Below are 22,755 nucleotides of genomic sequence, written 5' to 3' on the forward strand. Positions count from 1 at the left end.
GAAAGTGAAGATCCTGGATTTGCGGGCTTATTACGGCAGCAACATTTACAGCTACCGGCCGGTGGTGAAGATGACTCTGGATTTGGCCCCCGACGGTTGCCGGCCTACCAGCGAGCTGGGGGATTTCAACCAGCGCTTGTTGACCCTCCTGCCCGGCCTGGAGGAACACCACTGCTCCCGCCGCCGTCCCGGGGGATTTGTGGAGCGGTTGAAAGAGGGCACCTACCTGGGCCATGTGGTGGAACACGTGGCCCTGGAGCTGTGCAAGCTGGCCGGCCAGGAGGTGTTTTACGGCACAACCCGGCAGGGGGCCGGGGAAACGGTTTATGAGGTGATTTTCGAATATAAATCCGCTCCCGGCGCGCTGGCTGCTGCCCGGGCGGCGGTGGAACTGGTGCAGGCCCTGCTGGAGAAAAAGGCGGTGGAAGTGGCGGAACTGGTGGAAAGGGTGCGGCAGGCCGCAGAAGAGGAGTATGGTCCCAGCACCCGGGCCATCCTGGAGGCGGCCCGGAAGCGAAAGATACCCGTTTTACCCCTGGGGGGAGGGTTTTACCAGCTGGGTTACGGCCGCTACGCCAGGCGGATAGCCGCAACCATTACCGATCGCACTTCCTGCACCGCCGTCGATCTGGTGCAGGATAAACAGTTATGCAACCGGCTGCTGGCCGATCACGGGGTGCCCGTTCCGGAGTCGGCAGTGGCCCGCTCTGCGGAGGAGGCTGTAGCCCTGGCTGAAAAGCTGGGCCCGCCCGTGGTCCTCAAGCCCGTGCACGGGCACCACGGTCAGGGGGTCAGCCTCTTTGTGTCCGGAGAGGCAGCGGTGCGCCGGGCTTATGAACTGGCCAGCTATTATGACAGCCGGGTGCTGGTGGAAAAGCAGGTTCCCGGCCGGCAGTACAGGCTGCTGGTGGTGGGGGGGCGCCTGGTGGCTGCGTCCTTGCGCCTGCCCCCCCGGGTGGTGGGGGACGGGAAGCGCACCATCCGCGAACTGGTGGATGAGCTCAACCGGGACCCGCGGCGTGGTGACGGCCACGGCCGGCCTCTTTCCAGGATCTACCTGGACGCGGTAGCCCTGGCCTGCCTTGCCCGCCAGGGTTTCACACCCCGGGATGTACCCGGAAAGGGGCAGGTTGTTTTCCTGCGGGACAATGCCAATTTGAGTACCGGTGGGGCTGCGGTTGATGTTACGGAGCAGGTGCACCCGGCCAATGTCCGGCTGGCCGCGCGGGTAGCCCGCCTCACCGGCCTGGATGTAGCCGGCATTGATGTGGTGGCGGGGGATATTGCCCGCCCGCTGGAGGAGCAGGGAGGAGCTATTATCGAGGTAAATGCTGCCCCGGGGCTGCGCATGCATACCCACCCGGTGGAGGGTCAGCCCCGGGACGCGGGGAGGGCCATTGTGGACGAGCTCTTCCCCCCCGGTACACCCTGCCGCGTTCCTGTGGTGGCGGTGACGGGGACCAACGGCAAGACCACCACCACCAGGATGATCGGGGCCATTCTGGCCCGGGCCGGCCTGGTGGTGGGTATGGCTACCAGCGACGGTATATACATTAACGGGCGGCGGGTGCTGGCCGGCGATACCACGGGGCCGGTCAGTGCCAGGCTGGTGCTCTCAGAGCCGGAAATCGATGTGGCCGTGCTGGAAACGGCCCGGGGGGGTATCCTGCGGGCCGGCCTGGGTTACGAAGGCAGCGATGTGGGGGTGGTCACCAACGTCAGCGGGGATCACCTGGGGCAGGACGGCATAGAGACGCTGGAAGACCTGGCCGATGTGAAGTCCCTGGTGGTGGAAACCGTGCGTAAAAACGGTTTTGCGGTGCTCAATGCCGACGATCCCCATGTCCTGGCTATGGCCGGCCGGGTCCGGGGTAAAATTATATACTTTTCCCTGGTACCCGATAACATTGCCGTGCGCCGCCACCTGGGAGCCGGCGGCACGGCAGTGTTTGTGAAAAACAGGATGCTGGTGGTGGCCCGGGGGCAGCAGGTGCGCCGCCTGCTGCCGGTACGCCGGTTGCCGTCATCCCTGGAAGGTCTTGCCCGGCACAATATCCAGAATGCCCTGGCGGCAGCTGCAGCCTGCGTGGGCCTGGGGGTGTCCCCGGAGCATATCCGGGCGGGTCTGGAAAGCTTCCACTGCAACCTGGAACAAAATCCCGGCCGGTTGAACATCCTGGATGTAGAGGGTATCCGGGTGGTGATTGATTACGCCCACAATGCCGCCGGCTATCTCAGTATGGTTAATGTGCTGCGTCACTTTAAGGGGCGGCTGATTGGCGTCATTGGCGTGCCCGGGGACCGCCTGGATGAACAGATAAAAGAAGTGGGTCGCATTGCCGGCAGTAATTTTTCCGCCCTGGTTATTAAGGAAGATGCCCACCGGCGCGGCCGGCAGCCCGGGGAGGTGGCGGCCCTGCTGCGGGAAGGAGCGCTGGAAGGGGGTATGCCGCCCGGGAAGATCCGGGTGGTCCTGCCAGAAGGTGAGGCGGTGCTGCAGGCTCTTTTGATGGCCCGGACCGGTGAGACGGTGGCCATATTTTACGAAAAACTGGATACAGTAATGAAGGCCATTCATATTTTTCGTGCCCGCCACCAGCTTTCAGGCGGCGAAAAAGCGGGTGCGGGTGGCAGGGAAATATTCTCCCGGTAACGTAAATATTGAACTAAAAAAGATAAGGGAGAAATGCCCGTGCTGGAAGTACTGGCCCGTGCCAAGATTAACCTCACCCTGGACGTAAAGGGGCTTCTGCCCGGCGGTTATCATGAGCTGGAAACCATAATGCAGAGTGTAGATCTCTGCGACCGGCTGGTGTTTACCCCCCGTTCCCGGGGTCTTGAGATTCAGACCGACAGTGAATTAATACCCGCCGGACCGGAAAACCTGATTTACCGGGCGGCGGAGTTGCTGCAGGAGGTTACCGGCTGCCACCGGGGTGCCCATATTTTTTTATTTAAAAATATTCCGGTGGCCGCCGGCCTGGGGGGAGGTTCTGCCGATGCGGCGGCCACCCTGGTGGCCCTGAATGAGCTGTGGTCCCTGGGCCTCTCCCGGGACGAGTTGCTCATGCTGGCTTCCAGGGTGGGGGCGGATGTACCTTTTTGCGTTGTGGGAGGAACTGTTCTGGCCCGGGGGAAGGGGGAACTTATCACGCCCTTAAAGCCCCTTCCCCCTCTGGGAGTGGTGCTGGTCACCCCACCGCTGGCTGTATCCACGGCTCAAATCTACCGGGAATACGACCGTCTCCTGCCCGGCGTTCATCCCGATATTTCAGCAATGGTGGCAGCCATTGAAAAGGGAGATGCTGCGGCGGTAGCTGCCCTCCTGGGGAATGCCCTGGAACCGGTGACCACCACCCTCTACCCCCGGGTAAACGTGGTTAAAGAAGCCCTGCAGGCGGCCGGTGCCCCGGGGGTGGTCATGAGCGGTAGCGGTCCCACCGTTTTGGGATTGTGCCGGGATGAAGAGGAAGCCCGCCGGGTGGCCGGGCGCCTGGATCCGGGTCTGGGGCGGATTTTGTGTACCCGTTTATGCAGGCAGTCAATAGAACTTGCAGTAAGGGAAAACAAAAGGTAAAATATAGTATATGACCCGAAAAGTATGGTAAAGGAGCAGCGGCCGTGGAAAAACCAAGACTCATTCCAATCAAGCTGGATAATTATAAACCTTTAAGGGAACTGGTTTTTGAATCCCTGCGGGAGGCAATTATCCAGGGCCGCCTGAAGCCCGGGGAGCGGTTGATGGAAATCCAGCTGGCGGAGGAAATGGGGGTCAGCCGCACTCCTGTGCGGGAAGCCATCCGCAAGCTGGAGCTGGAAGGCTTTGTGGTTATGGTTCCCCGGAAGGGGGCCTATGTGGCAGGTATTTCCGTTAAAGATATTGTTGATGTTTTCGAAGTGCGGGCAGCGCTGGAGGCCCTGGCCGCCGGCCTGGCTGCCGAGCGCATTACCGACGAGGAGCTGGAAGAACTGGAGCGGGCACTGGTCAAAACCTACGAAGTTGGCGAAAACAACCTGGATGCGCTGGTGGAAACGGATACCGCTTTTCACGAGCTCATTTATAAAGCCAGCCGGAATGAAAGGCTGGTCCAGATCATCACCAACCTGGCGGACCAGATTCAGCGCTTCCGGGCCACTTCCCTGGCGCAGCCGGGGAGGACCAGGCACGCCCTGGAAGAACACAAGCAAATTGTGGAGGCCATCAGCGAGCGTAACGTGGAGCTGGCCCAGGTTCTGGCCAGGGAGCATATTGAAAATGCCGAGCAGAGCCTGTTGAACGCCCTGGGGGAGGCCAGGGAAGATGGTTGATGCGGTGGTTCTGGCCGGCAGTCCCAATAACGGGCCGCTCAGGGAGTGCAGCCCGGTACCCTACGAAGCGCTCATCCCCATAGGTTCCAAAGCAATGGTGCAGTATGTTGTAGAGGCGCTGATGCTGGCCAGGGGAGTGAACAGAATTGTAGTGGTGGGGCCCAGGGAGGAGCTGGTGAACTGCTTCCAGGACAGCCGGGTGCGGGTTGTTTCTTCCACGGGGGGCGGCCTGCTGGACAACGTCCAGCGCGGCTTGAAGGAGCTGCCGGGAGCCCGCCGCGTTCTGCTGGTGAGTTCGGATATCCCCCTGATTACTCCCCGGGCCATTGAGGATTTCCTGGATCTCTGCCGGGACCAGGAAGCGGATTTGTACTACCCCATCATACCCAAGGATGCCGTGGACAGCCGTTTTACCAATCCGGTGCGGCGGACCTATGTCAGCCTCAAGGAAGGTATTTTCACCGGCGGGAATCTATTTTTGCTTAACCCCGAGGTTGTTTCCCGGTGCCTGCCCCTGGGGGAGCAGCTGGTGGCCGCCCGGAAAAGTCCCCTGCGCCTGTGCCGCCTGGTTGGCCTGGGCTTTTTAATTCGCTTCCTTTTGCACCGGGTTACCCTGGAGGAAGCCCAGGCAAGGGTTTCCCGCCTTCTGGGCATCCGCGGGGTGGTGGTTGTCAGCCGCTATCCGGAAGTGGGTGTGGATGTGGATAAACCCGTGGATCTGGCCCTGGTGGCCAGAACGCTGCAGCAGGCTTCGTAATATTATTTCAGGGAATTATTTTTTAAGGAAGTGTATTTCATGTCCCTTCCCATCAACCTGGCCATGATCCGGGAGGCCAGGGAGCGCCTTGCCGGAGTAATTCACCGTACGCCTCTGGATCACTCAACCACCTTTTCCCGTTTAACCGGCAGCGAAGTTTATTTTAAGCTGGAGAACCTGCAGAAGACTGGGTCCTTCAAAATCCGCGGCGCCTACAACAAAATCATGTCATTATCTTCAGAGGAGCGGCAGCGGGGTGTGATAGCCGCTTCCGCCGGGAACCATGCCCAGGGAGTCGCCTGTGCTGCCGCCAGGGCCGGGATAACTTCCACGGTGGTTATGCCGGAGGGTGCCCCCATTTCCAAAATCATGGCTACCCGCGGCTACGGTGCGCGGGTAATACTGGCGGGAGGAAGTTATGATGAAGCTTTTGATCATGCCTGCCGGGTACAGAGGGAGACCGGGGCAACCTTTGTCCACGGCTTTGACGACCCCCTGGTGGCTGCGGGGCAGGGTACCATAGGCCTGGAGTTGCTGGAGGAATTGCCCGGCCTGGATGCCGTGCTGGTTCCTGTAGGTGGGGGCGGGTTGATTGCCGGCATCGCGGTGGCCATTAAATCCCTCCAGCCCCGGGTAAGGGTTATTGGTGTGCAGTCCCGTGGCGCGCCGGCGGTTTACCTGTCCCTCAAAGGTGACTGCCGCCAGCAGTTGACTGCCGCTGCCACCATTGCTGACGGGATCAGCGTGCGCCGGCCGGGCGAATTTACCCTGGAGGTTATCCGCCGTTATGTGGATGATCTGCTTCTGGTGGACGATGAAGAAATTGCCCGTGCCATTTTAATGCTCCTGGAGCGTTCTAAAATTGTGGTGGAAGGGGCGGGAGCGGTAACCCTGGCCGCCCTTTTGCACGGGCACCTGTCGTTGCCCGGGGCAAAGGTTGCCCTCGTTTTAAGCGGGGGAAATATTGACGTTAACATTCTCTCCATCATCATTGAACGCGGGCTGGTTAAATCGGGGCGTATCGTTCGCCTGCGCACCGTGGTTACGGACCAGCCGGGCAGTTTACAGCGCCTCCTGGCCGCGGTGGCTGCCGTGCGGGCCAACATAATTTCCATTAACCACGACCGGATCAAGCCCCAGGTTCCCTTGAAGCAGGCAGAGGTTGAACTGCTGCTCGAGACCAGTGATGGAGATCATGTCAGGAGGGTAGTGGATGCCCTGTCCCGGGAAGGGTATACAGTTGAGGTCATCTAGGAAAATTTTTTAAAATAGCAAAATGGAAAATTGCAGGAATTTTTACATTCGTGGAGAAAATAGGTTTAGAACAAAAGGGTAATATCACTGGTGTAACCCGGTGATACAAAAATACAGTGCAAAGCAGGAAGGTGGTGAGGGAGTGGTAGTTACAGATGTGCGGGTGCGCAAGATTCTCCCCGAAGGGAAGATGAAAGCCATCGTCTCGGTTACCCTGGATAATATGTTTGTTATCCATGATGTAAAGGTGGTGGAGGGTAATAAGGGCCTGTTTGTGGCCATGCCCAGCCGCAAAACCCCCGACGGGGAATTCCGGGATATTGCGCACCCCATTAACTCTTCAGCCAGAGCCATCATCGAGACGGCAGTGCTGCAGGCTTATGAACAGGCTATTTAGGCGGTAAAGAACGCTGTTACTGGTCGATGTATATGTTTTTTCGGGAGCGGAGCATAGTAGAGGATTTGCACCATCTCCTGAACTATGCTCTCTTTTTGTGCGAAAAGTGTAAAAATTATTCGTTAGAAAGGATATTTGCGTTTTTTGTTGAATCCTGTTATCGGGGATATAAATATGCGTTTTTAACGGCGGGGCTGCCGGGGGCAGCCCCTTCATGCGATCCCCGAAAAGATACAGGGGGGGCGCCTGATGTCACTGGCAGCCGTAATTCTGGCGGCAGGTAAAGGGACCCGGATGAAATCCGGCCTGCCCAAGGTAATGCATAGGGTTTGCGGGCGGCCCATGATAGAATACGTGCTGGATGCAGTCCAGGGGGCCGGGGTGGAAGAAATTGTAGTGGTGGTTGGTTTCGGCGGCGACCTGGTAGCCCGTACCGTTCAGGACCGGGCCCGGGTGGTCTACCAGCACCAGCAGCTGGGCACTGCTCACGCCCTCCTCCAGGCTGCACCCGTGCTGGGTAATTTCCCCGGGGCCATCCTGGTAGTCTGCGGGGATACCCCGCTGGTAACATCCAGCACCCTGGCCCGGCTGGCGGCGGCCCATGCCGAAATGGGAGCCAGGGCCACTATTCTTACGGCCATCCTGGAGGACCCCACCGGCTACGGCCGGGTAATCCGGGACGGGGAGGGGCGGGTGCAAAGGATTGTTGAGCAGCGGGATGCCACTCCCCGGGAGCTGGCGGTGAAGGAAATAAATACGGGCATTTATTGTTTTTCCGCCCCCGGGCTTTTTGACGCCCTCTCCGCTATTAAAAGCGAAAATGCCCAGGGTGAATATTATCTTACCGATATCATAGGCCAGCTGGTGCAGCAGGGTGAACCTGTAGCAGCGTTAAAAGTCGAAGATCCCCGCGAGGTGGAGGGCATCAACGACCGGCGGCAGCTGGCCCGTATGGAGGCCTACCTTCGCCAGCAAATCCTGGAGGAACTGATGCTTTCTGGTGTGACGGTGGTGGACCCCGCCACCACGTTTGTCGATCGAAATGTCAAGATAGGTTCAGATACGGTAATTTACCCCTTTACCATAATTGAAGGAAATACCGTTATCGGCAGGAATTGTGTTATCGGTCCGGGCAGCCGCCTGATCGATGTTCAGACAGGTGAAGGTGTGGTAATAGAACACTCGGTAATCCGGGAAAGTAAAATAGGGGATAAGTGTACCATTGGTCCCTTTGCCTACATCCGGCCGGGATGCGTCCTGGCACCGGAGGTTAAGGTGGGGGACTTTGTGGAATTGAAAAAAACAGTGGTGGGAAGGGGAAGCAAGATTCCTCATTTGAGCTATGTGGGTGACGCCACCGTCGGTTCGGGCGTAAATATTGGTGCCGGGACCATTACCTGCAATTATGACGGGGAAAAGAAATGGCCCACCGTTATTGGTGACGGGGCTTTCATTGGGAGCAACACCAATCTGGTGGCCCCGGTGGAAGTGGGGAAAGGAGCTTTTATAGGTGCCGGTTCCACCATAACCAGAGATGTGCCTCCGGGGGCGCTGGGTATAGAGCGGGGGCGCCAGCGGAACATAGAGAACTGGCTCCAGAAAAAGCCCCGCAGGTGAGCCTGTACTGGAATAAAAGGAGGGGGTTGCCATGCTTCCCGGGCCGCCGGGTTGGGCACCCTGGTTTTCGGAAATCAGTGTTGGAGGTAGAAGGATGTCGTCGCGGAAGGAATTAAAAATCTTTACCGGTAATGCTAACCCCCAGCTGGCCGAAGAAATTGCCCAGTACCTGGGTGTTAGCGTAGGTGCGGCCAAGGTTTCCCGTTTTTCCGACGGGGAAATTCAGGTCAAGATAAACGAAAGCGTGCGGGGGGCCGATGTTTTCATTGTCCAGCCCACCTGCCACCCGGTGAATGAGCATCTGATGGAACTGCTGGTTATGGTGGATGCGGTGAGAAGGGCTTCTGCCCGGCGGATTACGGCAGTTTTGCCCTACTATGGCTATGCCCGGCAGGACCGGAAGACCCGGGCCAGGGACCCCATTACGGCGAAACTGGTGGCCAACCTCCTCACTGCCAGCGGTGCCCGGCGGGTGATAACCATGGATCTGCATGCGGGACAGATCCAGGGATTTTTCGATATCCCGGTGGATCATCTCCCCGGCGTGCCACTGCTGGCCCAGTATTTCATCCAGCAGAGGTTAAAGGACGTGGTGGTTGTCTCACCCGATCTGGGCGGGGTGACCCGGGCCAGGGACCTTGCCGAACGCATAGGTGCTCCCATTGCCATTATTGATAAAAGACGCCCCGAACCCAACGTGGCGGAAATAATGAACATAGTCGGTGACATTGAAGGCAAGAAAGTGATCATGATTGATGATATAATAGATACTGCCGGGACCATTACCCAGGGCGCGGCAGCACTGAAAAAGTTCGGTGCCCGGGAGATTTACGTCTGCTGCACCCACCCCGTGCTCAGCGGTCCGGCGGTTCAGCGCCTTCAGGAAGCGCCAATCAAGGAAGTGCTGGTGACCAACACCATCCCCATACCCCCGGAGAAAATGATTGATAAGATAAAGATTCTTTCCGTGGCTCCCCTGCTGGGTGAGGCCATCATTCGCATTCACGAAGATTTATCGGTGAGCAAGCTTTTCGATTAAAATTATCAGGCCGGCCAGGCCGGCCTGTGGTGCCGGTTTAAAGTTTTCCGGTGTTTTTTGCCGAATTTATTTCCCCGGCGGTGGTTGGTCCTGCTGTTCCCGGGCTTCGCCGTTGGGGCCGGGGGGCTGGTGGCAGGAACAGGTGGTATCATCCTCCCGGGGACCCCTGACCCGTTCCAGGGAACGGTTTATGGCTTCTCCCAGTTCCCGGGTTTTCTGCCGGGTGGTATCCCAGGCCTGGCTGGTTGTTTTCTGCAGCTGGCGCAGGGATTCCGCCAGCCCGCCTTCGAGTTTGATTACATTGGCCAGGGCCTCGTTGCTGGTGACGATTACTTCTTTTCCGATGGTGCGGACAAAGGTGGTGTCCAAGAAGGCCCGGCCGGAAATAACGCTGTTCAGAAACCCGCCGGAGAATTCCAGGCCCACGATATCCCCGGTTTCCAGATCCACGTAATATTCGTCCACATGCCCTAAAAGGGTACCGTTTTCCGTAACAATGCGGGCGCCGGTAACACCGGTTCGCTCCCGGGCTAATTTCACAATGTCGGGCAGTTTGGCCCCCCGTTCAGCATTGCTGCTCCTGTCTATGGTAATGACATTTTCTCCGACGCTGTGCACGCGGTTGAAGGGGATATACTTTTGTTCCTTGAACCAGCCTTTTTGTTCTATGATCAGGGCGGCCACCGCTTTCTTCTCCGGGTCCACCACCAGCCCCCGGACCACGCCGATCTGCTGGCCTTCCTGCAGGCTGATCACCGGCATGCCGATGAATTGTTTGCTCTTGCGCATATGCTGCCCCCCTTTTGGTAGCTTTCCTGTCCCTAATCCATATGCTTCATTTTGAGTTGATATGACCAAAAAAAGGGAATACTAGAGAAGAATGATGTTTTATGCCAGGATTGAGGAGGGATTGTTACCATGGAAGCCAGTCTGTTGGCGCAAGTAAGAACCGGCCGGGGGAAAGGTTACCGGCACCGGTTGGCAGCACAAGGAAAAATTCCCGCCGTTGTTTACGGCAAGGCTATCGGCAACATTCCGGTGGAGGTGGAGTTACGGGCACTGAAGAGCATCCTGGCCGGTGAGGGCGGCCGGAACACCCTGATCAACCTGAAGATCACCGGAGAGGGGCAGGAGCGCCAGGATAAGGTTTTGATCAAAGAACTGCAGTTCGATAACATGCGCGGTGAGTTAATTCATGTGGACTTCCAGCAGGTGTCGCTGACGGACCGGATTACCACCACCGTACCCGTTGAACTTGAAGGGGAACCGGTTGGGGTTAAGCAGGGCGGCATTCTGCAACAGCAGCTGCGGGAGCTGGAAATTTCCTGCCTGCCCGCAGATATTCCCGAGGCCATCACCATGGATGTTTCAGGCCTGGAAATGGGAGATACCATCTATGTGTCGGATCTTCCCGTACCGGAGGGTGTAAAGGTTCTCAACGATCCCGAAGAAGTGGTGGCCACCGTGGTAGCTCCGGCCGTAGAAAGGGTGCCGGGCGAAGAGGAGGAAGAAGCGGGCGAAGGGAAGGAAGCTTCCCCGGAGGCCGGGGAGGAATAAGTTTGGCTTTCTGCCGGACCAGCGCAGCACGCCGGGCAGGATAAGAATATTTCGCCGGGGCTTTCAGATATGCCCCGGCGTTTGGTTATTTTTGTGAACAGGTAACGGTGAAAAACCTTTTCCGGCGGTAAGGGTATTTCCGTTCAGTGTGACCCTGCAGGTGCAGTTTCCTGGTGCGCTCGCAGCACTCGAAATAGGTTTCCACCACGGCCTGCGCCGATTGGGAGTGAAGGCCGTATTTGCCTTTAAGCAGCCCTTTAATTGCACCTTCGCTCAGCCAGCAACCATACCTGCCGTATATGGTGCGGTGGATATTGTAGGCGGCGTTCCAGACTCTGGCTGCTTCCATTTGCAGGTTGCGGGCTAAAAGAGTTGCTCCAGAAGTTTTTTTCTCAATGGTATGGTAATTGATGTTATAGACGCAGTGGTTCGTTTTTCCATTCATAGCCGTGATTATAGCACCGGAACGGGTGTTTGTGGATACACCTGTCGCCCTGACCGGGCGATGCCCCGCTCGATTCACGGGACAAGCCCGTGGGTTTTCAGAGGCGGATTTCTATAAACAAGTCTGCCGAATAAATGAAAGAAACCCCGGTAAAAAAACCGGGGTTTCTTTTCAGCTGGCCTTTAGTTCGGTGAGGTGGTGGCTGTGGCGGGCAGTAAGCTCGCGGGTATGCCGGGCCACCTGTTCCGGATCCACCTTCAACCGGGCCACTCCTGTTTGCATGGCCGCTTCGGCCACGGCTGCGGCCACCGCCGGCGCCACCCGGGGGTCAAAAGGCTTGGGGATAATGTAACCGGGCCCCAGTTCTCCCGGAGCCACCAGGCCGGCAATGGCCCGGGCGGCAGCCACCTTCATGGCCTCGTTAATGTCGGTTGCCCTTACGTCCAGGGCGCCCCGGAAAATGCCCGGGAAGGCCAGCACGTTATTGATCTGGTTGGGGAAATCGGATCTTCCCGTAGCCACCACGGCCGCCCCGGCTTCCAGGGCGGCTCCGGGCATGATTTCCGGTTCGGGGTTGGCCAGGGCGAAGACGATAGCACCCGGGGCCATACCGCGGATCATCTCTTTGGTTACCAGGTTGGGTTTGGAAACGCCGATAAAAACATCCGCACCTTTCAAAGCGTCCGCCAGCTGGCCCTTGATTTCCCGCGGGTTGGTGCGGCAGGCCACTTCTTCTTTATACTTGTTGAGCCCGCCGCGCCCGCGGTAGATCACCCCCCTGCTGTCGCAGAGCACCATATCCCGTACACCCAGGTAATGCAGGAGGTTGGCCGTAGCTATACCCGCTGCCCCGCACCCGTTTATGACCACCCGTATTTCACCCATCCCTTTACCCACCACTTTCAGGGCGTTGAGCAAACCGGCTGCGACCACCACTGCCGTGCCGTGCTGGTCGTCGTGGAAAACGGGAATGTTCACTTCCTTTTTCAGGCGACGCTCAATTTCAAAACAGGCCGGTGCCGCAATATCCTCCAGGTTAATACCGCCGAAGGTCGGTTCCAGCATTTTTACCGTTTCCACAATTTTATCGATATCCCTGCTGCCCACACAGATGGGAAAGGCATCGACACCCGCCAGCTGCTTGAAGAGCAGGGCTTTGCCCTCCATTACCGGCAGTGCTGCTTCGGGGCCGATGTCCCCCAGCCCCAGGACGGCAGTACCATCGGAAACGATGGCCACCAGATTGCCCTTGGCGGTATACTCGTAGACCAGGTCCTTCTGGGCGTAAATCTGGCGGCAGGGTTCGGCTACTCCCGGGGTATAGGCCAGTGAAAGGTCGTGTTCATTGTCAATGGATACCTTTCCGCCCACTTCTATTTTCCCGTGAAATTTCCGGTGCATTTCAACTGCTTCTTCATTGAGCGTCATGGTAAACACCTCGGAACATCAATGTATTATGAATCCTGTATACAGTATAACAAAAAGCCAGTTGCCTGTCAATCCAGTTAATACCGTCCTCTTTTGCCCGGTGGCCCGGATAATCGTACCGGCAGGACGCTAACACCAAAGCTGCTTTATTAACATATTATGGAAACAAAACGAATTAAAGGAGGGTAGTCTATGCCTGAAGCCCAAATACAGTCCTATTACGGCCCCACCACCGGGATTGGCCTCCCCCTGGTTGAGCGCCTGCGCCAGCTTCAGGGACAGCAGGTAACCATTCACGTTATGCACCTCATGAGGCCCCAGGCAGGGACATTGGAGTTTACGGGCGTACTGCATGGCGTGGGTGTAGATTTCGTGGAGCTGCACATTGGAAATTCGCCCAACCCTCTGCGCTATGCTTTCATTCCCGTTGCGGCTATTGGAGCTGTTCTGGTTGGTGGACCCCTGCCCTATTCCCCGGGAACAGGTGTTTACCCGCCCTACGGGGGGTTATAAGAAAAGTATATTTAACCCGGTTCAAATAGCTCCGGAAAACCCGGGGCTTTTTTATTGCCGGTTGCAGGGGGAAGCCGCAGTGGATACAATGGACATGGAAAGGAGAGTATATCCATGTGGCTTGTAGTGGGATTGGGCAACCCCGGTCCGGAATATGCCGGGACCCGGCATAATGTGGGTTTTATGGTCCTGGACAGGCTGGCCCGGGAACTGAATATTAAAGTGGAGCGCCTGTTCATGCGTGCTCTGGTGGGGCAGGGGCAGGTGGACGGTCAGAAAGTAATCCTGGCCAAGCCCCTGACATATATGAACAGGAGCGGGGAAGCGGTGGCTGCCCTGATGGGCTGGTATAAGCTGGAACCATCCCGGCTGCTGGTTATTTCCGATGACCTGGACCTGCCTCCCGGGCGCCTGCGTCTGCGTAAATGCGGGGGTGATGGGGGACACAGGGGGTTGAGATCCATTATTGAACAGGTGGGCAGCAGGGAATTTGCCCGCCTGCGTGTGGGCATAGGGCGCCCTGCAGTTCCGGATTATGAGGTGGTGGACTGGGTTCTGGGCCGGTTTACGGAAGAAGAAAAAGCGCTGATTGAAAAAGCGGTGGATGATGCTTCCAGGGCCGTTCAGGTAGCCCTTACCCGGGGGCTGGATACGGCCATGAATATTTTTAATGCCGGCCGGGTATAGAGGCCGGCTTTTCTGGTCCATACTAGATACTGGCACATAACATTTCCGGGACAGCATTCTTTTCGTCTGCCCGGCGGTTCCTTTTGGCGGGCGACAGTAATCAGCTGAAGATAAAATGAACCACTTGTTAACTTTAGTCGCAGCCGGGGTGCTGGCAGCTGCCGTTTCCTGGCTGGTTAACGGGCTTTTTTCCCGCCGCATCGCCGGCAGCATTGCCCTGGTTTACGTGGCTCCCGGGGTTGAAGAGGGGGCCAAAACAGGTTTTGCCTGGTTGCTGGGGACATCCATTCCCCTGACCCATAGCATTTTCGGCCTGATTGAGGGGGTGTGGGATGCCGCCCGGGGCGGGCGGGGTTTTGCGGCAGGCCTGTTGAGCCTGGTTTCCCATACCTGTTTCGGCCTGGCCGCCGGCTGGCTATACCGTCTTACGGCCAGCGTCCTGCTGGCCGTGGCCGGATCCTGTTTGCTGCACATGATTTGGAACGGGCTGATTTTAAATCTGTCCAGGAAACCGTAAGGTTGCAGCTTAAATGAACCTGTTAACGAAAAGCTGCCGTTAAAAGAAAGGATGTACCTGCAGGATGAAAATAATCCATATATGTGAATGCTGCGATCAGGTGGTCCGGGAAGAAACTATCATGAGTAACGGGGCCGGGGAAGCGGATTCTGCCGCCTTGACGGGGGGGGATTCCGGGGATATAATGAACTTGATCTTTCAGTATTGCCTTTGTGATGAATGCCGCGAGATGCTATACGGGCCTGCGGAAGCCTTTTTTTATAAGGGGCCCGTCTGGTTGCACTGAGCAAAACGTAGCTTAAGGGTAGGAGAGCTTTAGCTGCGCTAAAGCTCTTTTTGTGATGCCCTTTTCCGAAAGGGGTTCGTCCTGAAATGCGTGCCATCCTGGAGCCGTTGCAAAAAAGTTCAGAATTTAATACCCTGCTTCGCGCCCTGTCCCGGCAGGGAGGGCAGCACCTGGTCTATGGCCTGTCCGGGGCCCAGCGCAGCGTGGTTGCTGCGGGTTTAATTGACGCCCTGGGGGGGCCGGCTTTAATTATTACCCCGGGGGACGGTGAGGCCTCGGTGCTGGCTGACGACCTCAGCTCCCTGCTGCCAGGGGTTCCCGTTTATCTTTTCCCCGTTTGGGAACTGTTGCCTTACCAGGTTCTGGCCCATGGGAAAGAGGTGGTTGCCCAGCGCTTGAAGGCGCTGGTGGCCCTTTCCCGGGATGAACCCTGCGTGGTGGTGGCTCCGGCGGAGGCTGTTTTGCGCCGTCTTTCCCCGCCGGAGGTCTTTCGCCGGGCGATCATCGACCTTGCCGTTGGTCAGAGGGTGAACCTGGAAGAATTGATCCGGCAGCTGATCAATACGGGTTATGAGCGGGTGGAAATGGTGGAAGGCCCGGGGCAGCTGGCCTTAAGGGGCGGTATCCTCGATGTCTTTCCCCTCACCCGGGATAACCCTGTACGGCTGGAATTTTTTGATGACGAAGTGGATTCCATCCGCATTTTTGATGTTGATTCCCAGCGCTCCATCGACCGGATGGATAAAATTTCCCTTCCCCCCGCCCGGGAACTGGTGATTACTGAGGAAAGCCGGGCCCGGGCGCTGGATGTGCTGGAGACGGAATATCGCCTGCAGCTAAAAAAAGTTACCGCAAACTCCACCCTGGAGGTGCGCCACCGGCTGGAGGAACTGGGAGAAAGCATAAAGGAACAAATTGCTTCCGGGGTTAACAGCCCGGCGCTGGACCAGTTTTTGCCCTATTTTTACCGGCATGCGTACACCCTGCTGGATTATATGCCCTTCGCCCCTTTAACTGTGGTGGATGACCTCATCCGCATCCGGGAGCTGGCGGAGAGCATTTTCAAGGAGCGTGCGGAAACCTTCAGCGAGCTGTTGTCCGCCGGCCGCGTTTTACCCGGGCAGATGCAGGGCTACCTTTCCTGGCAGCAGGTGGAACAGCGGTTGCAAAGGCGTACCGGGGTGTACTTTTCTTACCTGGCCCGCCAGCCCCAGAACCTGGTGGTCCATAATGTAGTTACTTTTTCCACCCGGGGAATGCATTCCTTCCTGGGGCGCGTGGATGTGCTGGCCGATGAGGTACGGCACTGGCGCAAGTCCGGCTACGCCGTGGTCATGCTGCTCTCCACCGGGGAACGGGCCCGGCACCTGGCGGAAGAGCTGCGCAATGCCGGGTTGGACGCCTACGTGACCGGTTCCCTGGACCGGCCCGTGACGCCCGGCAACATTGCCCTTGCCGCCGGCCGCCTGTCCGGGGGGTTTGAGCTGGTTTCGGGGCGGCTGGTGGTCATTACGGAGGCGGATATCTATGGCCAGCGCTGGAAGAGAACCCGGCGGGCACGTGCCCGGACCGCCGGCCGGGCGGAACCCCTTACGGATTTAAAAGTGGGCGACTACGTGGTGCACGTAAACCACGGTATCGGGCGCTACATGGGTATTGTGTCCCTCAATATTGGCGGGGTACAGAAGGACTACCTGCTGATCAAGTACGCGGGCGAAGATAAGCTGTACGTGCCCACCGACCAGGTGGGGCTCATCCAGAAATATCTGGGGGCGGAGACAGAAACACCCCGGCTTTCCCGCCTTGGGGGGACGGAGTGGTCCCGGGTAAAGGGGCGGGTAAAGGAAGCGGTACGCGAGATGGCCCGGGAATTGCTCGCCCTTTATGCCGCCCGCCAGGCCCTGCCCGGCCATGCTTTCAGCCCCGATACTCCCTGGCAGCAGGAATTTGAGGCGGCCTTTCCCTACCAGGAAACCCCGGACCAACTCCGGGCCATCCAGGAAGTCAAGGCGGATATGGAACGCCCCCGCCCCATGGACCGCCTGATTTGCGGTGATGTGGGTTACGGCAAAACCGAAGTGGCCCTGCGGGCAGCCTTCAAAGCGGTTATGGATGGGAAGCAGGTGGCCGTTCTGGTGCCCACCACCATCCTGGCCCAGCAGCATTACAATACCTTCCGGGAGCGCTTTGCCGGCTTCCCGGTGACCATCGAAGTCTTGAGCCGTTTCCGCACGCCGAAGGAGCAGCGCCAGGTGCTGGCGGGACTGGCTTCGGGGCAGGTGGACATTGTCATCGGCACCCACCGCCTGGTGCAGGATGATGTGGTTTTCAAGGATCTGGGTCTCCTGGTGGTGGATGAGGAGCAGCGCTTCGGGGTGGCCCACAAGGAAAAGCTGAAGAGGTTGAAACAGGATGTGGATGTGCTTACCCTCACCGCCACTCCCATTCCCCGGACGCTGCACATGTCGCTGGTGGGGGTGCGGGATACAAGCCTGCTGGAAACTCCTCCCGAAAACCGCTTTCCGGTGCAGACCTACGTTCTGGAGGAGGACCCGGTGCTCATCCGGGAAGCCATCCGGCGTGAGCTGGGCCGGGGCGGTCAGGTTTATTTTGTGCACAATCGCGTAATGGACCTGGATCAGGTGGCTGCCTGGCTGCACGGGCTGGTACCGGAGGCCCGCATTGCGGTGGCCCACGGGCAGAAGAAAGAAGAGGATCTGGAAAAAATCATGCTTGACTTTATGGATGGTGCCTATGATGTACTGGTCTGCACCACCATCATTGAAAGCGGCCTGGATATTCCGAATGTTAATACATTAATTGTTAAGGATGCCAACAATTTCGGCCTGGCCCAGCTTTACCAGCTGCGGGGAAGGGTGGGCCGTTCCAACCGCCTGGCCTACGCCTACTTCACCTTCCGCCGGGACCGGGTTTTGAACGAAATGGCGGAAAAAAGGCTGGCCGCCATTCGGGAGTTTACCGAGTTTGGCTCCGGATACAAGATTGCCATGCGGGATCTGGAAATACGGGGTGCGGGTAACCTGCTGGGTGCTGAGCAGCACGGCCATATTGCCGCGGTGGGTTTCGATCTCTACTGCCGGCTGCTGGAAGAGGCGGTCCGGGAAGCAAAAGGGGAGGCCCCGGAAAAGGTGGTGGAAACCACCATCGAACTGCCGGTGGAAGCCTATATTCCCGATTCCTATGTCCGGGATACCGACCAGAAAGTGGAGCTCTACCGGCGCCTGGCTGCGGTGCGCCGGGAAGAGCAGGTGTCCGAGCTGGAGGATGAACTGGTGGACCGCTTCGGGGATCCCCCGCAGCCGGTATGCACTTTGCTCACCGTGGCCCGCCTGCGGGCCCTGGCCAGCTCCCTGGGGATAAAATCCATCACCGCCCAGCCGGGCAGCTTCCGCCTGCTGTTTGCCCCGGAACATAACCTCCGGGGCGAGGCGCTGGTGGAGATAAGCAAGCAGTACACCAACCGGGTAAAATTCAGCAACAGCAACGAAGAATTTGAAATCCGCCTCCGGACCCGGAATACCCCGGACGATCCCCTGAATTACCTGGCCGGACTGGAGAGCTTCCTGCGGGATCTCCATGAGGCAAACAAAGTACATGCGGCTTAGCACGAAAAGAATGGGAAGAGCAGCCACTCGAAAACACCATTTACGTAAAACCATTGATGGTGCGGGCGGCAGTCGTTACTAAGGATGACCGCCGCTCAACAGGTTATGCGACAGTACCCACAGGTTGATAAGGGACGGTGATCTCCGGTGTCGCTGCCCGGGTTTTTAAAACAGTTTTTTTGGGACGTTGCCTTTGCCGACCTGGATGCCCGGGCCGATTATTATTTTGTCATCGAGCGATTGCTGGAATTCGGCAATGACCGGGCCATTCGCTGGGTGCTGGAACAATATACTGATGCCGAATTGCTGGAAGTGATCAAAACCAGCCCCCGGCTCTCAAGCAAAACAGGTAGTTTCTGGCGCTGTTATTACCATTTGCAGGAGGATGAGCTTAGATGTTTGCGTCCGCCCTCCCACAGAGGGGACAAAAGGCACTGGAATTATTAAGTTCCGCCGGCTTGCTGCGGGATTTTTACCTGGCGGGCGGCACCGCATTGGCCCTGCATTTGGGGCACCGCCTTTCCGATGACCTGGATTTTTTTTTCGCCTTTCCACGTGGATACCCTGTTGCTCAAGCAAAGGCTGCAGGAACTGGGAAAATTTCAGCTACTGGATGAGCGGTGGGGGACACTGCACGGAATATTCCGGGAAACCAAAATAAGCTTTTTGTACTACCGCTATCCGTTGCTCTTTCCTCCTGCCCTTTTCCTGGACTGCAAGGTGGCTTGTCCCCAGGATATTGCCCCGATGAAAATAGAAGCCATTGCCTCCAGGGGGAGCAAAAAGGATTTTTTTGACCTTTACTTTATTAACCGGGAAATTGCGGAGGTCAACTTTCCCTATACAAAGCTAAACAAACCTTAACTTTGTATTCAGGTACTCGTTGTGCAGGTTCATCGGCTTTTAGCCTCCCCGACGGCTACCTCCATCGCCGTCTGGCCGGACGACGCCCCTCGAAAGGGGACGCCCTTAACCCGGAAGGGCGTGCGGCCGCCGTCCGCATCCCGGCGTTTTTCCGTCTCGCGGGAACAACCCCTGCGCGGCCGGACCACGGTCTCCTTAAACGGAAAACGGAGGCGCAGGCGTTCTTCCCTTGAGCGCATGCCGGGCGGGGGAGTTACCCCACCTACCCACCGCCCCCTTGCCCCCGTGCCGACGGTTGCCGGGACCCCGGGCGGCCCCGGCGGAAGAGAGCGGCGGGCTTTAATTGCTGAATATTTAACCTGTCTTCGCGAACATGAAAACTAGCCAGTCTTCCGGCTGCCAACGCCGGATTAAATATCCTTCCCTGGCCGCCCGCTTCCGGGCCGCTTTGAAGAGGCCGAAAAGCTTGCCCCAGAGCCTGAAGTGCCGCCATCCTTCCTTCGGCGACAGCAGCTTCATAATATCTTGGGGCACCTTTTCGGCGTATCCCAGCGCCCGGCGGGCTATCACCAGGGCCGCCGCCTGGTGGGCGCTCAAACCGCAAGTTTCGGCGTACTTGAAATAGCCGATGAGGGAAGTAAACCTGGCGGAAACGGTGAACACCGCGACGCCGCGCTTCCGCAGGGCCACGACAATGCGGTTAAACAGGAGCTTTTTGCAAAAGTTGTGAGTTATGCGGTTGAAATACCGGTTAGTGTCGTGGTCCTGAGCAAAGGATAACTCCTCCAGGGCGACCTGCTTTACGCACATATCTTTCAGCCAGGCGGCTATTTCTTTAGCCAGGTTGCCAGCGAGCCATTCTCGTTTTTCGTGGGAAACGTGGACCAGCTCCGGGCACCAGAAGCAGCGGGAGGCCTTGAAGTTGCCGTCAGGCGAAACTACCGTCACGGCCGCTACCTCCGGGTTCAGGTCTATTCCCGCCATGACAGAATCCTTGTCCACGGGCGCAGTGTCCCCCAGGGAAAAAGAAATGAGGCATTCGAGCCTGCCGTCTTTCCGTACTACCCGCACCGTGTAGGCTTCTCCCTTGAGAAGATGCTGGAGGAGAAGGTTCCGGTAGCGGGCGGGGATTTCCAGCGGCACGGTGACCCATTCTTCTTTCTTTCTCCTGCGGCCCGTCTTGTTTTCCGGCTCCGGCGGTATGTAGACGTTGAGGTGAAAGTTGCCGGTTAAATCGTGATAAACGATTTCCGTGTTGGCGTTGCCGTGCTGCCCTTCCAGCCCTTTCATGTTGGCCTGGCCTACGGAGTAAAAGGAATTGGAACGCAGCTCACGCCATTCTTCTTTAGAAAGTTTTCCTTCCTGGAGGAGGAGCAGGTTTTTCTTGCCCCCGAATACGGCGGGCGGAACTTCATCCCTTTCCAGGAAACCTTGCCAGTAAACAAGTCTGGCCCGAAGCTTATTCAGCCGGGCGTGGATACCCTGACGGTGAAGCCGGTCTCTGGTGCGTTCCAGTTTTTCCTCGGATTTCTCTATTTTAGCTTTCAGGTCGGAGACATACATCTTCACCAGCTCTTGCTGGCTCTCTATAGTGCTCTTCGCGTCTTCCACCGCCCACTGGCACCAGCGGGCGTTGGGAAAAAACTTTTCGTGCAGGGCTTTGACAATTTCCCCAGCTTCCTTCCCGCGCCTCAAGGCCTGATAAGCGGAACGCTTGGCCGCTTGAAAACGGCCCATAAAGGAGACCAGTTCCTCCCGGGCGATGGCGTCGGGGTATATTCTTCCCGGCACGGTTATCATGTCAATCGGCTTGCTCGCCCCTGGACGCATCAAGCATGGCCTCCTTTACTTTTTTGCGGAATTCTCTGCTCCGTGAACCGTAGAGCTTGGCGGAAAAAACGGTCAGGATGGAAAGCATGTCCTGTACCAGCTCTTCCTGAAGGGATTTCGGCTCTTCCCCGTTCACTACCTCTACTCTCACGCCGAAGGCGTTAAAATAACGCTCAATATAGGTGAACCCGAACCGGGCCAACCGGTCCTTGAACTCGATTACCACCAGGTTCATCTTGCCTTCGCGGGCCATGCGGAAAAGCCGGGCCAGACCTTTGCGTTTCTCGTTCAGCCCGGTTCCCTGCTCCGCTATGGCGGCCACCACTTGATAGCCCTTGTCCCGGCAGTATTCTTCCAGACGTTTTTTCTGCCGCTCCAGGTTGCCGGCTCCAGCCTGCTTTGCGCTGGACACGCGGGCATAAATAACGGCACGAATGCCTGAAGGGACTTCTCCGCCGAGAAGGCGCAGAACCTCGCTCCCGGGAAAACGCTTCTGGCCTGAAGGCGTGCGGACGCACCGGATCTTGCCTTCCTTTTCCCAGCGGCGCAGGGTAATGGGGTGGACGCCCAGTATTTCAGCGGCTTTGCGCAATGGGTAGTGTTCTTCTAATTCAGGTTTCATGATTTAAGTATAGCCTTGATTAGGAAAGGAGGCAACTGTTGGTTAGACTTGCGCGAGTGCCTGGAACTTTACCGGCGCAAGTTTGCCGGAACCAACTTCAACCTGTATCATGTACTGAAAGGCCTCACTTATTTTGCCGATGCCGAAAAGGAGAGGGATCCCGTCCTGCTGCGCGACGTCGGCTGGGACCAGGTGAAGAAGCATTTTGAACGGGTGGTACCGCCGCTTTTGCGCAACAGCCTGTAAAAACGCGGGTTGTTTTTTGTGTAAAACGGGTCCATGGTCTGAGGGTTACGGCCCGGCACGGTTTCAGGCCCCGGTTGTGTACTCCCCCTGGGCCGGGGGACCTTTGGGGAACAGAAGTTGCCGCTCTACTTCCGTCCCGGCGGCACTTTTGTTTATTCGACATATGCCACCCTTTCCAGGCAGGAGATGCTCTTTAAATGCGGAAAATTAATTAAATAAGCTACTTTCAAAACCTTCCTTCGGGAGAAGAAAAAATGGCTTTTTACCACCGCCTGCGCTACCAGATCATGCTGCTTACCATTGTCGCCATCTCGTAAGGGTCAAAGACTACCCACCTTTTGCGTTACGTATGTATAAAATAACCCCTACCTGTTATATAAGGTGGGGGCTAAAACAAGCTAAATTATTCATCCGGCAAACAGGAGGTAGAGTTTCAGACCACGGCAGGAGTTGATCTGGGGCACTTCTATCCTGAAGGTCAATGTTTAGGGAGTTTTTCAAAGAGACTACGGGTTAACCGGAGTCCACCGGGACGTTGTGGGAGCTTGCGGGATCCTGGACGTTTACGAAAGACCGGAAGCTACCCGAGAAGGTGGTCTATGACCGGCCGGTGGCAATAAAAGTTAAGCAACAGAAAAGAGCCGCCTGAAGACGTATCTACGATGAGTAGTAGACGCCCCTGAACCGGGCCGGGCTGTGGCCGTGCCGCGGCACATAGCCCGCTGAATGGATGTAAGACCGTGCTCAGCACGGCATTCCATC

23 protein-coding genes are annotated in these 22,755 nt (G+C 57.5%); 17 read left to right on the top strand and 6 right to left on the bottom strand.

The features are described 5' to 3' along the window. The first annotated feature begins 4 nt into the window (after window positions 1–4). The 8 genes from cphA to BR83_RS0105265 all read left to right on the top strand — a co-directional run bounded on the left by cphA (window position 5) and on the right by BR83_RS0105265 (window position 9,372). Entirely contained in the window at window positions 5–2,653 is a 2,649-nt protein-coding gene (gene cphA, locus BR83_RS0105230) for a cyanophycin synthetase (RefSeq protein WP_027356195.1), read from the top strand. A 33-nt stretch (window positions 2,654–2,686) separates the two neighbouring features. Next, complete coding sequence (ispE, locus tag BR83_RS0105235) at window positions 2,687–3,577, top strand: 4-(cytidine 5'-diphospho)-2-C-methyl-D-erythritol kinase (protein WP_051617919.1); 891 nt, start codon at window positions 2,687–2,689, stop codon at window positions 3,575–3,577. Between the two features lie 44 nt (window positions 3,578–3,621). Further along, window positions 3,622–4,308, top strand: a complete 687-nt coding sequence (locus BR83_RS0105240) for a GntR family transcriptional regulator (RefSeq protein ID WP_027356197.1) — start codon at window positions 3,622–3,624, stop codon at window positions 4,306–4,308. Beyond that, the gene (locus BR83_RS0105245) at window positions 4,301–5,065 is read left to right on the top strand and encodes a nucleotidyltransferase family protein (protein ID WP_027356198.1); all 765 of its coding nucleotides are present in this window, start codon (window positions 4,301–4,303) and stop codon (window positions 5,063–5,065) included. The genes BR83_RS0105240 and BR83_RS0105245 overlap by 8 nt, the downstream gene beginning before the upstream one ends. Window positions 5,066–5,104: 39 nt before the next feature. Continuing rightward, complete coding sequence (gene ilvA, locus BR83_RS0105250; protein WP_034634561.1) at window positions 5,105–6,319, top strand: threonine ammonia-lyase; 1,215 nt, start codon at window positions 5,105–5,107, stop codon at window positions 6,317–6,319. Window positions 6,320–6,461: 142 nt separating this feature from the next. Continuing rightward, the gene (spoVG, locus tag BR83_RS0105255) at window positions 6,462–6,716 is read left to right on the top strand and encodes a septation regulator SpoVG (RefSeq protein ID WP_013821316.1); all 255 of its coding nucleotides are present in this window, start codon (window positions 6,462–6,464) and stop codon (window positions 6,714–6,716) included. Window positions 6,717–6,965: 249 nt separating this feature from the next. Continuing rightward, window positions 6,966–8,333: a bifunctional UDP-N-acetylglucosamine diphosphorylase/glucosamine-1-phosphate N-acetyltransferase GlmU gene (gene glmU, locus BR83_RS0105260; RefSeq protein WP_027356200.1), complete on the top strand. Its 1,368-nt coding sequence runs from the start codon at window positions 6,966–6,968 to the stop codon at window positions 8,331–8,333. A 94-nt stretch (window positions 8,334–8,427) separates the two neighbouring features. Continuing rightward, complete coding sequence (locus tag BR83_RS0105265; RefSeq protein ID WP_027356201.1) at window positions 8,428–9,372, top strand: ribose-phosphate diphosphokinase; 945 nt, start codon at window positions 8,428–8,430, stop codon at window positions 9,370–9,372. Between the two features lie 66 nt (window positions 9,373–9,438). Here the strand turns inward: BR83_RS0105265 and BR83_RS0105270 are convergent, their stop codons facing one another. After that, a complete protein-coding gene (locus tag BR83_RS0105270) occupies window positions 9,439–10,161 on the bottom strand; it encodes a PRC-barrel domain-containing protein (RefSeq protein WP_027356202.1) in 723 nt (240 codons plus the stop codon). 129 nt (window positions 10,162–10,290) lie between these two features. Between BR83_RS0105270 and BR83_RS0105275 the strand changes: the two genes are divergently transcribed. Beyond that, complete coding sequence (locus BR83_RS0105275) at window positions 10,291–10,929, top strand: 50S ribosomal protein L25/general stress protein Ctc (protein WP_027356203.1); 639 nt, start codon at window positions 10,291–10,293, stop codon at window positions 10,927–10,929. A gap of 85 nt (window positions 10,930–11,014) precedes the next feature. On the opposite strand, the gene BR83_RS0105280 is transcribed toward BR83_RS0105275, so the two are convergent. Further along, window positions 11,015–11,374 carry a hypothetical protein gene (locus BR83_RS0105280; RefSeq protein ID WP_027356204.1) on the bottom strand — a complete coding sequence of 120 codons (360 nt, stop codon included), beginning with the start codon at window positions 11,372–11,374 and terminating at the stop codon, window positions 11,015–11,017. A 171-nt stretch (window positions 11,375–11,545) separates the two neighbouring features. After that, window positions 11,546–12,802, bottom strand: coding sequence for an NAD(P)-dependent malic enzyme (locus BR83_RS0105285; RefSeq protein WP_027356205.1), 1,257 nt, complete (start codon window positions 12,800–12,802; stop codon window positions 11,546–11,548). Window positions 12,803–12,994: 192 nt separating this feature from the next. Between BR83_RS0105285 and BR83_RS0105290 the strand changes: the two genes are divergently transcribed. From BR83_RS0105290 to BR83_RS16640, 7 genes are all read left to right on the top strand, one after another. Continuing rightward, window positions 12,995–13,315 (top strand): hypothetical protein, encoded by a 321-nt coding sequence (locus BR83_RS0105290; RefSeq protein WP_027356206.1) that lies wholly within the window; start codon window positions 12,995–12,997, stop codon window positions 13,313–13,315. 114 nt (window positions 13,316–13,429) lie between these two features. Further along, window positions 13,430–14,002, top strand: coding sequence for an aminoacyl-tRNA hydrolase (pth, locus tag BR83_RS0105295; RefSeq protein ID WP_027356207.1), 573 nt, complete (start codon window positions 13,430–13,432; stop codon window positions 14,000–14,002). Window positions 14,003–14,117: 115 nt separating this feature from the next. Continuing rightward, window positions 14,118–14,519 (top strand): hypothetical protein, encoded by a 402-nt coding sequence (locus BR83_RS15100; RefSeq protein WP_051617921.1) that lies wholly within the window; start codon window positions 14,118–14,120, stop codon window positions 14,517–14,519. A 372-nt stretch (window positions 14,520–14,891) separates the two neighbouring features. After that, the gene (mfd, locus tag BR83_RS0105310; RefSeq protein ID WP_027356209.1) at window positions 14,892–18,431 is read left to right on the top strand and encodes a transcription-repair coupling factor; all 3,540 of its coding nucleotides are present in this window, start codon (window positions 14,892–14,894) and stop codon (window positions 18,429–18,431) included. A gap of 147 nt (window positions 18,432–18,578) precedes the next feature. After that, entirely contained in the window at window positions 18,579–18,878 is a 300-nt protein-coding gene (locus tag BR83_RS0105315; protein WP_027356210.1) for a DUF6922 domain-containing protein, read from the top strand. After that, window positions 18,827–19,048, top strand: coding sequence for a nucleotidyl transferase AbiEii/AbiGii toxin family protein (locus BR83_RS16635; protein WP_084327074.1), 222 nt, complete (start codon window positions 18,827–18,829; stop codon window positions 19,046–19,048). The genes BR83_RS0105315 and BR83_RS16635 overlap by 52 nt, the downstream gene beginning before the upstream one ends. Continuing rightward, complete coding sequence (locus tag BR83_RS16640; RefSeq protein WP_051617923.1) at window positions 18,957–19,295, top strand: hypothetical protein; 339 nt, start codon at window positions 18,957–18,959, stop codon at window positions 19,293–19,295. Before BR83_RS16635 ends, BR83_RS16640 begins: the two co-directional genes overlap by 92 nt. Window positions 19,296–19,324: 29 nt before the next feature. Here the strand turns inward: BR83_RS16640 and BR83_RS0105325 are convergent, their stop codons facing one another. From BR83_RS0105325 to BR83_RS0105335, 3 genes are all read right to left on the bottom strand, one after another. Next, window positions 19,325–19,483 carry a hypothetical protein gene (locus BR83_RS0105325; RefSeq protein WP_157832966.1) on the bottom strand — a complete coding sequence of 53 codons (159 nt, stop codon included), beginning with the start codon at window positions 19,481–19,483 and terminating at the stop codon, window positions 19,325–19,327. 166 nt (window positions 19,484–19,649) lie between these two features. Next, window positions 19,650–21,125: a clusterin-associated protein 1 gene (locus BR83_RS0105330; protein ID WP_027356212.1), complete on the bottom strand. Its 1,476-nt coding sequence runs from the start codon at window positions 21,123–21,125 to the stop codon at window positions 19,650–19,652. After that, entirely contained in the window at window positions 21,097–21,717 is a 621-nt protein-coding gene (locus tag BR83_RS0105335; RefSeq protein WP_242839629.1) for an IS607 family transposase, read from the bottom strand. The genes BR83_RS0105330 and BR83_RS0105335 overlap by 29 nt, the downstream gene beginning before the upstream one ends. Window positions 21,718–21,795: 78 nt before the next feature. On the opposite strand from BR83_RS0105335, the gene BR83_RS0105340 reads away from it, so the two are divergent. After that, the gene (locus tag BR83_RS0105340) at window positions 21,796–21,993 is read left to right on the top strand and encodes a hypothetical protein (protein WP_027356214.1); all 198 of its coding nucleotides are present in this window, start codon (window positions 21,796–21,798) and stop codon (window positions 21,991–21,993) included. Window positions 21,994–22,755: the final 762 nt, after the last annotated feature.

The sequence above is a fragment of the Desulfofundulus thermocisternus DSM 10259 genome, from assembly GCF_000686645.1.
Taxonomy (GTDB): domain Bacteria; phylum Bacillota; class Desulfotomaculia; order Desulfotomaculales; family Desulfovirgulaceae; genus Desulfofundulus; species Desulfofundulus australicus.

Bases quoted from the DNA above. Each gene is read 5' to 3' on its own strand.
- ispE (WP_051617919.1), top strand. From the start codon at position 2,687: ATGCCCGTGCTGGAAGTACTGGCCCGTGCCAAGATTAACCTCACCCTG.
- BR83_RS0105245 (WP_027356198.1), top strand. From the start codon at position 4,301: ATGGTTGATGCGGTGGTTCTGGCCGGCAGTCCCAATAACGGGCCGCTC.
- ilvA (WP_034634561.1), top strand. From the start codon at position 5,105: ATGTCCCTTCCCATCAACCTGGCCATGATCCGGGAGGCCAGGGAGCGC.
- glmU (WP_027356200.1), top strand. From the start codon at position 6,966: ATGTCACTGGCAGCCGTAATTCTGGCGGCAGGTAAAGGGACCCGGATG.
- BR83_RS0105265 (WP_027356201.1), top strand. From the start codon at position 8,428: ATGTCGTCGCGGAAGGAATTAAAAATCTTTACCGGTAATGCTAACCCC.
- BR83_RS0105270 (WP_027356202.1), bottom strand. From the start codon at position 10,161: ATGCGCAAGAGCAAACAATTCATCGGCATGCCGGTGATCAGCCTGCAG.
- BR83_RS0105275 (WP_027356203.1), top strand. From the start codon at position 10,291: ATGGAAGCCAGTCTGTTGGCGCAAGTAAGAACCGGCCGGGGGAAAGGT.
- BR83_RS0105280 (WP_027356204.1), bottom strand. From the start codon at position 11,374: ATGAATGGAAAAACGAACCACTGCGTCTATAACATCAATTACCATACC.
- BR83_RS0105285 (WP_027356205.1), bottom strand. From the start codon at position 12,802: ATGACGCTCAATGAAGAAGCAGTTGAAATGCACCGGAAATTTCACGGG.
- BR83_RS0105290 (WP_027356206.1), top strand. From the start codon at position 12,995: ATGCCTGAAGCCCAAATACAGTCCTATTACGGCCCCACCACCGGGATT.
- pth (WP_027356207.1), top strand. From the start codon at position 13,430: ATGTGGCTTGTAGTGGGATTGGGCAACCCCGGTCCGGAATATGCCGGG.
- BR83_RS15100 (WP_051617921.1), top strand. From the start codon at position 14,118: ATGAACCACTTGTTAACTTTAGTCGCAGCCGGGGTGCTGGCAGCTGCC.
- mfd (WP_027356209.1), top strand. From the start codon at position 14,892: ATGCGTGCCATCCTGGAGCCGTTGCAAAAAAGTTCAGAATTTAATACC.
- BR83_RS16635 (WP_084327074.1), top strand. From the start codon at position 18,827: ATGTTTGCGTCCGCCCTCCCACAGAGGGGACAAAAGGCACTGGAATTA.
- BR83_RS16640 (WP_051617923.1), top strand. From the start codon at position 18,957: ATGACCTGGATTTTTTTTTCGCCTTTCCACGTGGATACCCTGTTGCTC.
- BR83_RS0105330 (WP_027356212.1), bottom strand. From the start codon at position 21,125: ATGCGTCCAGGGGCGAGCAAGCCGATTGACATGATAACCGTGCCGGGA.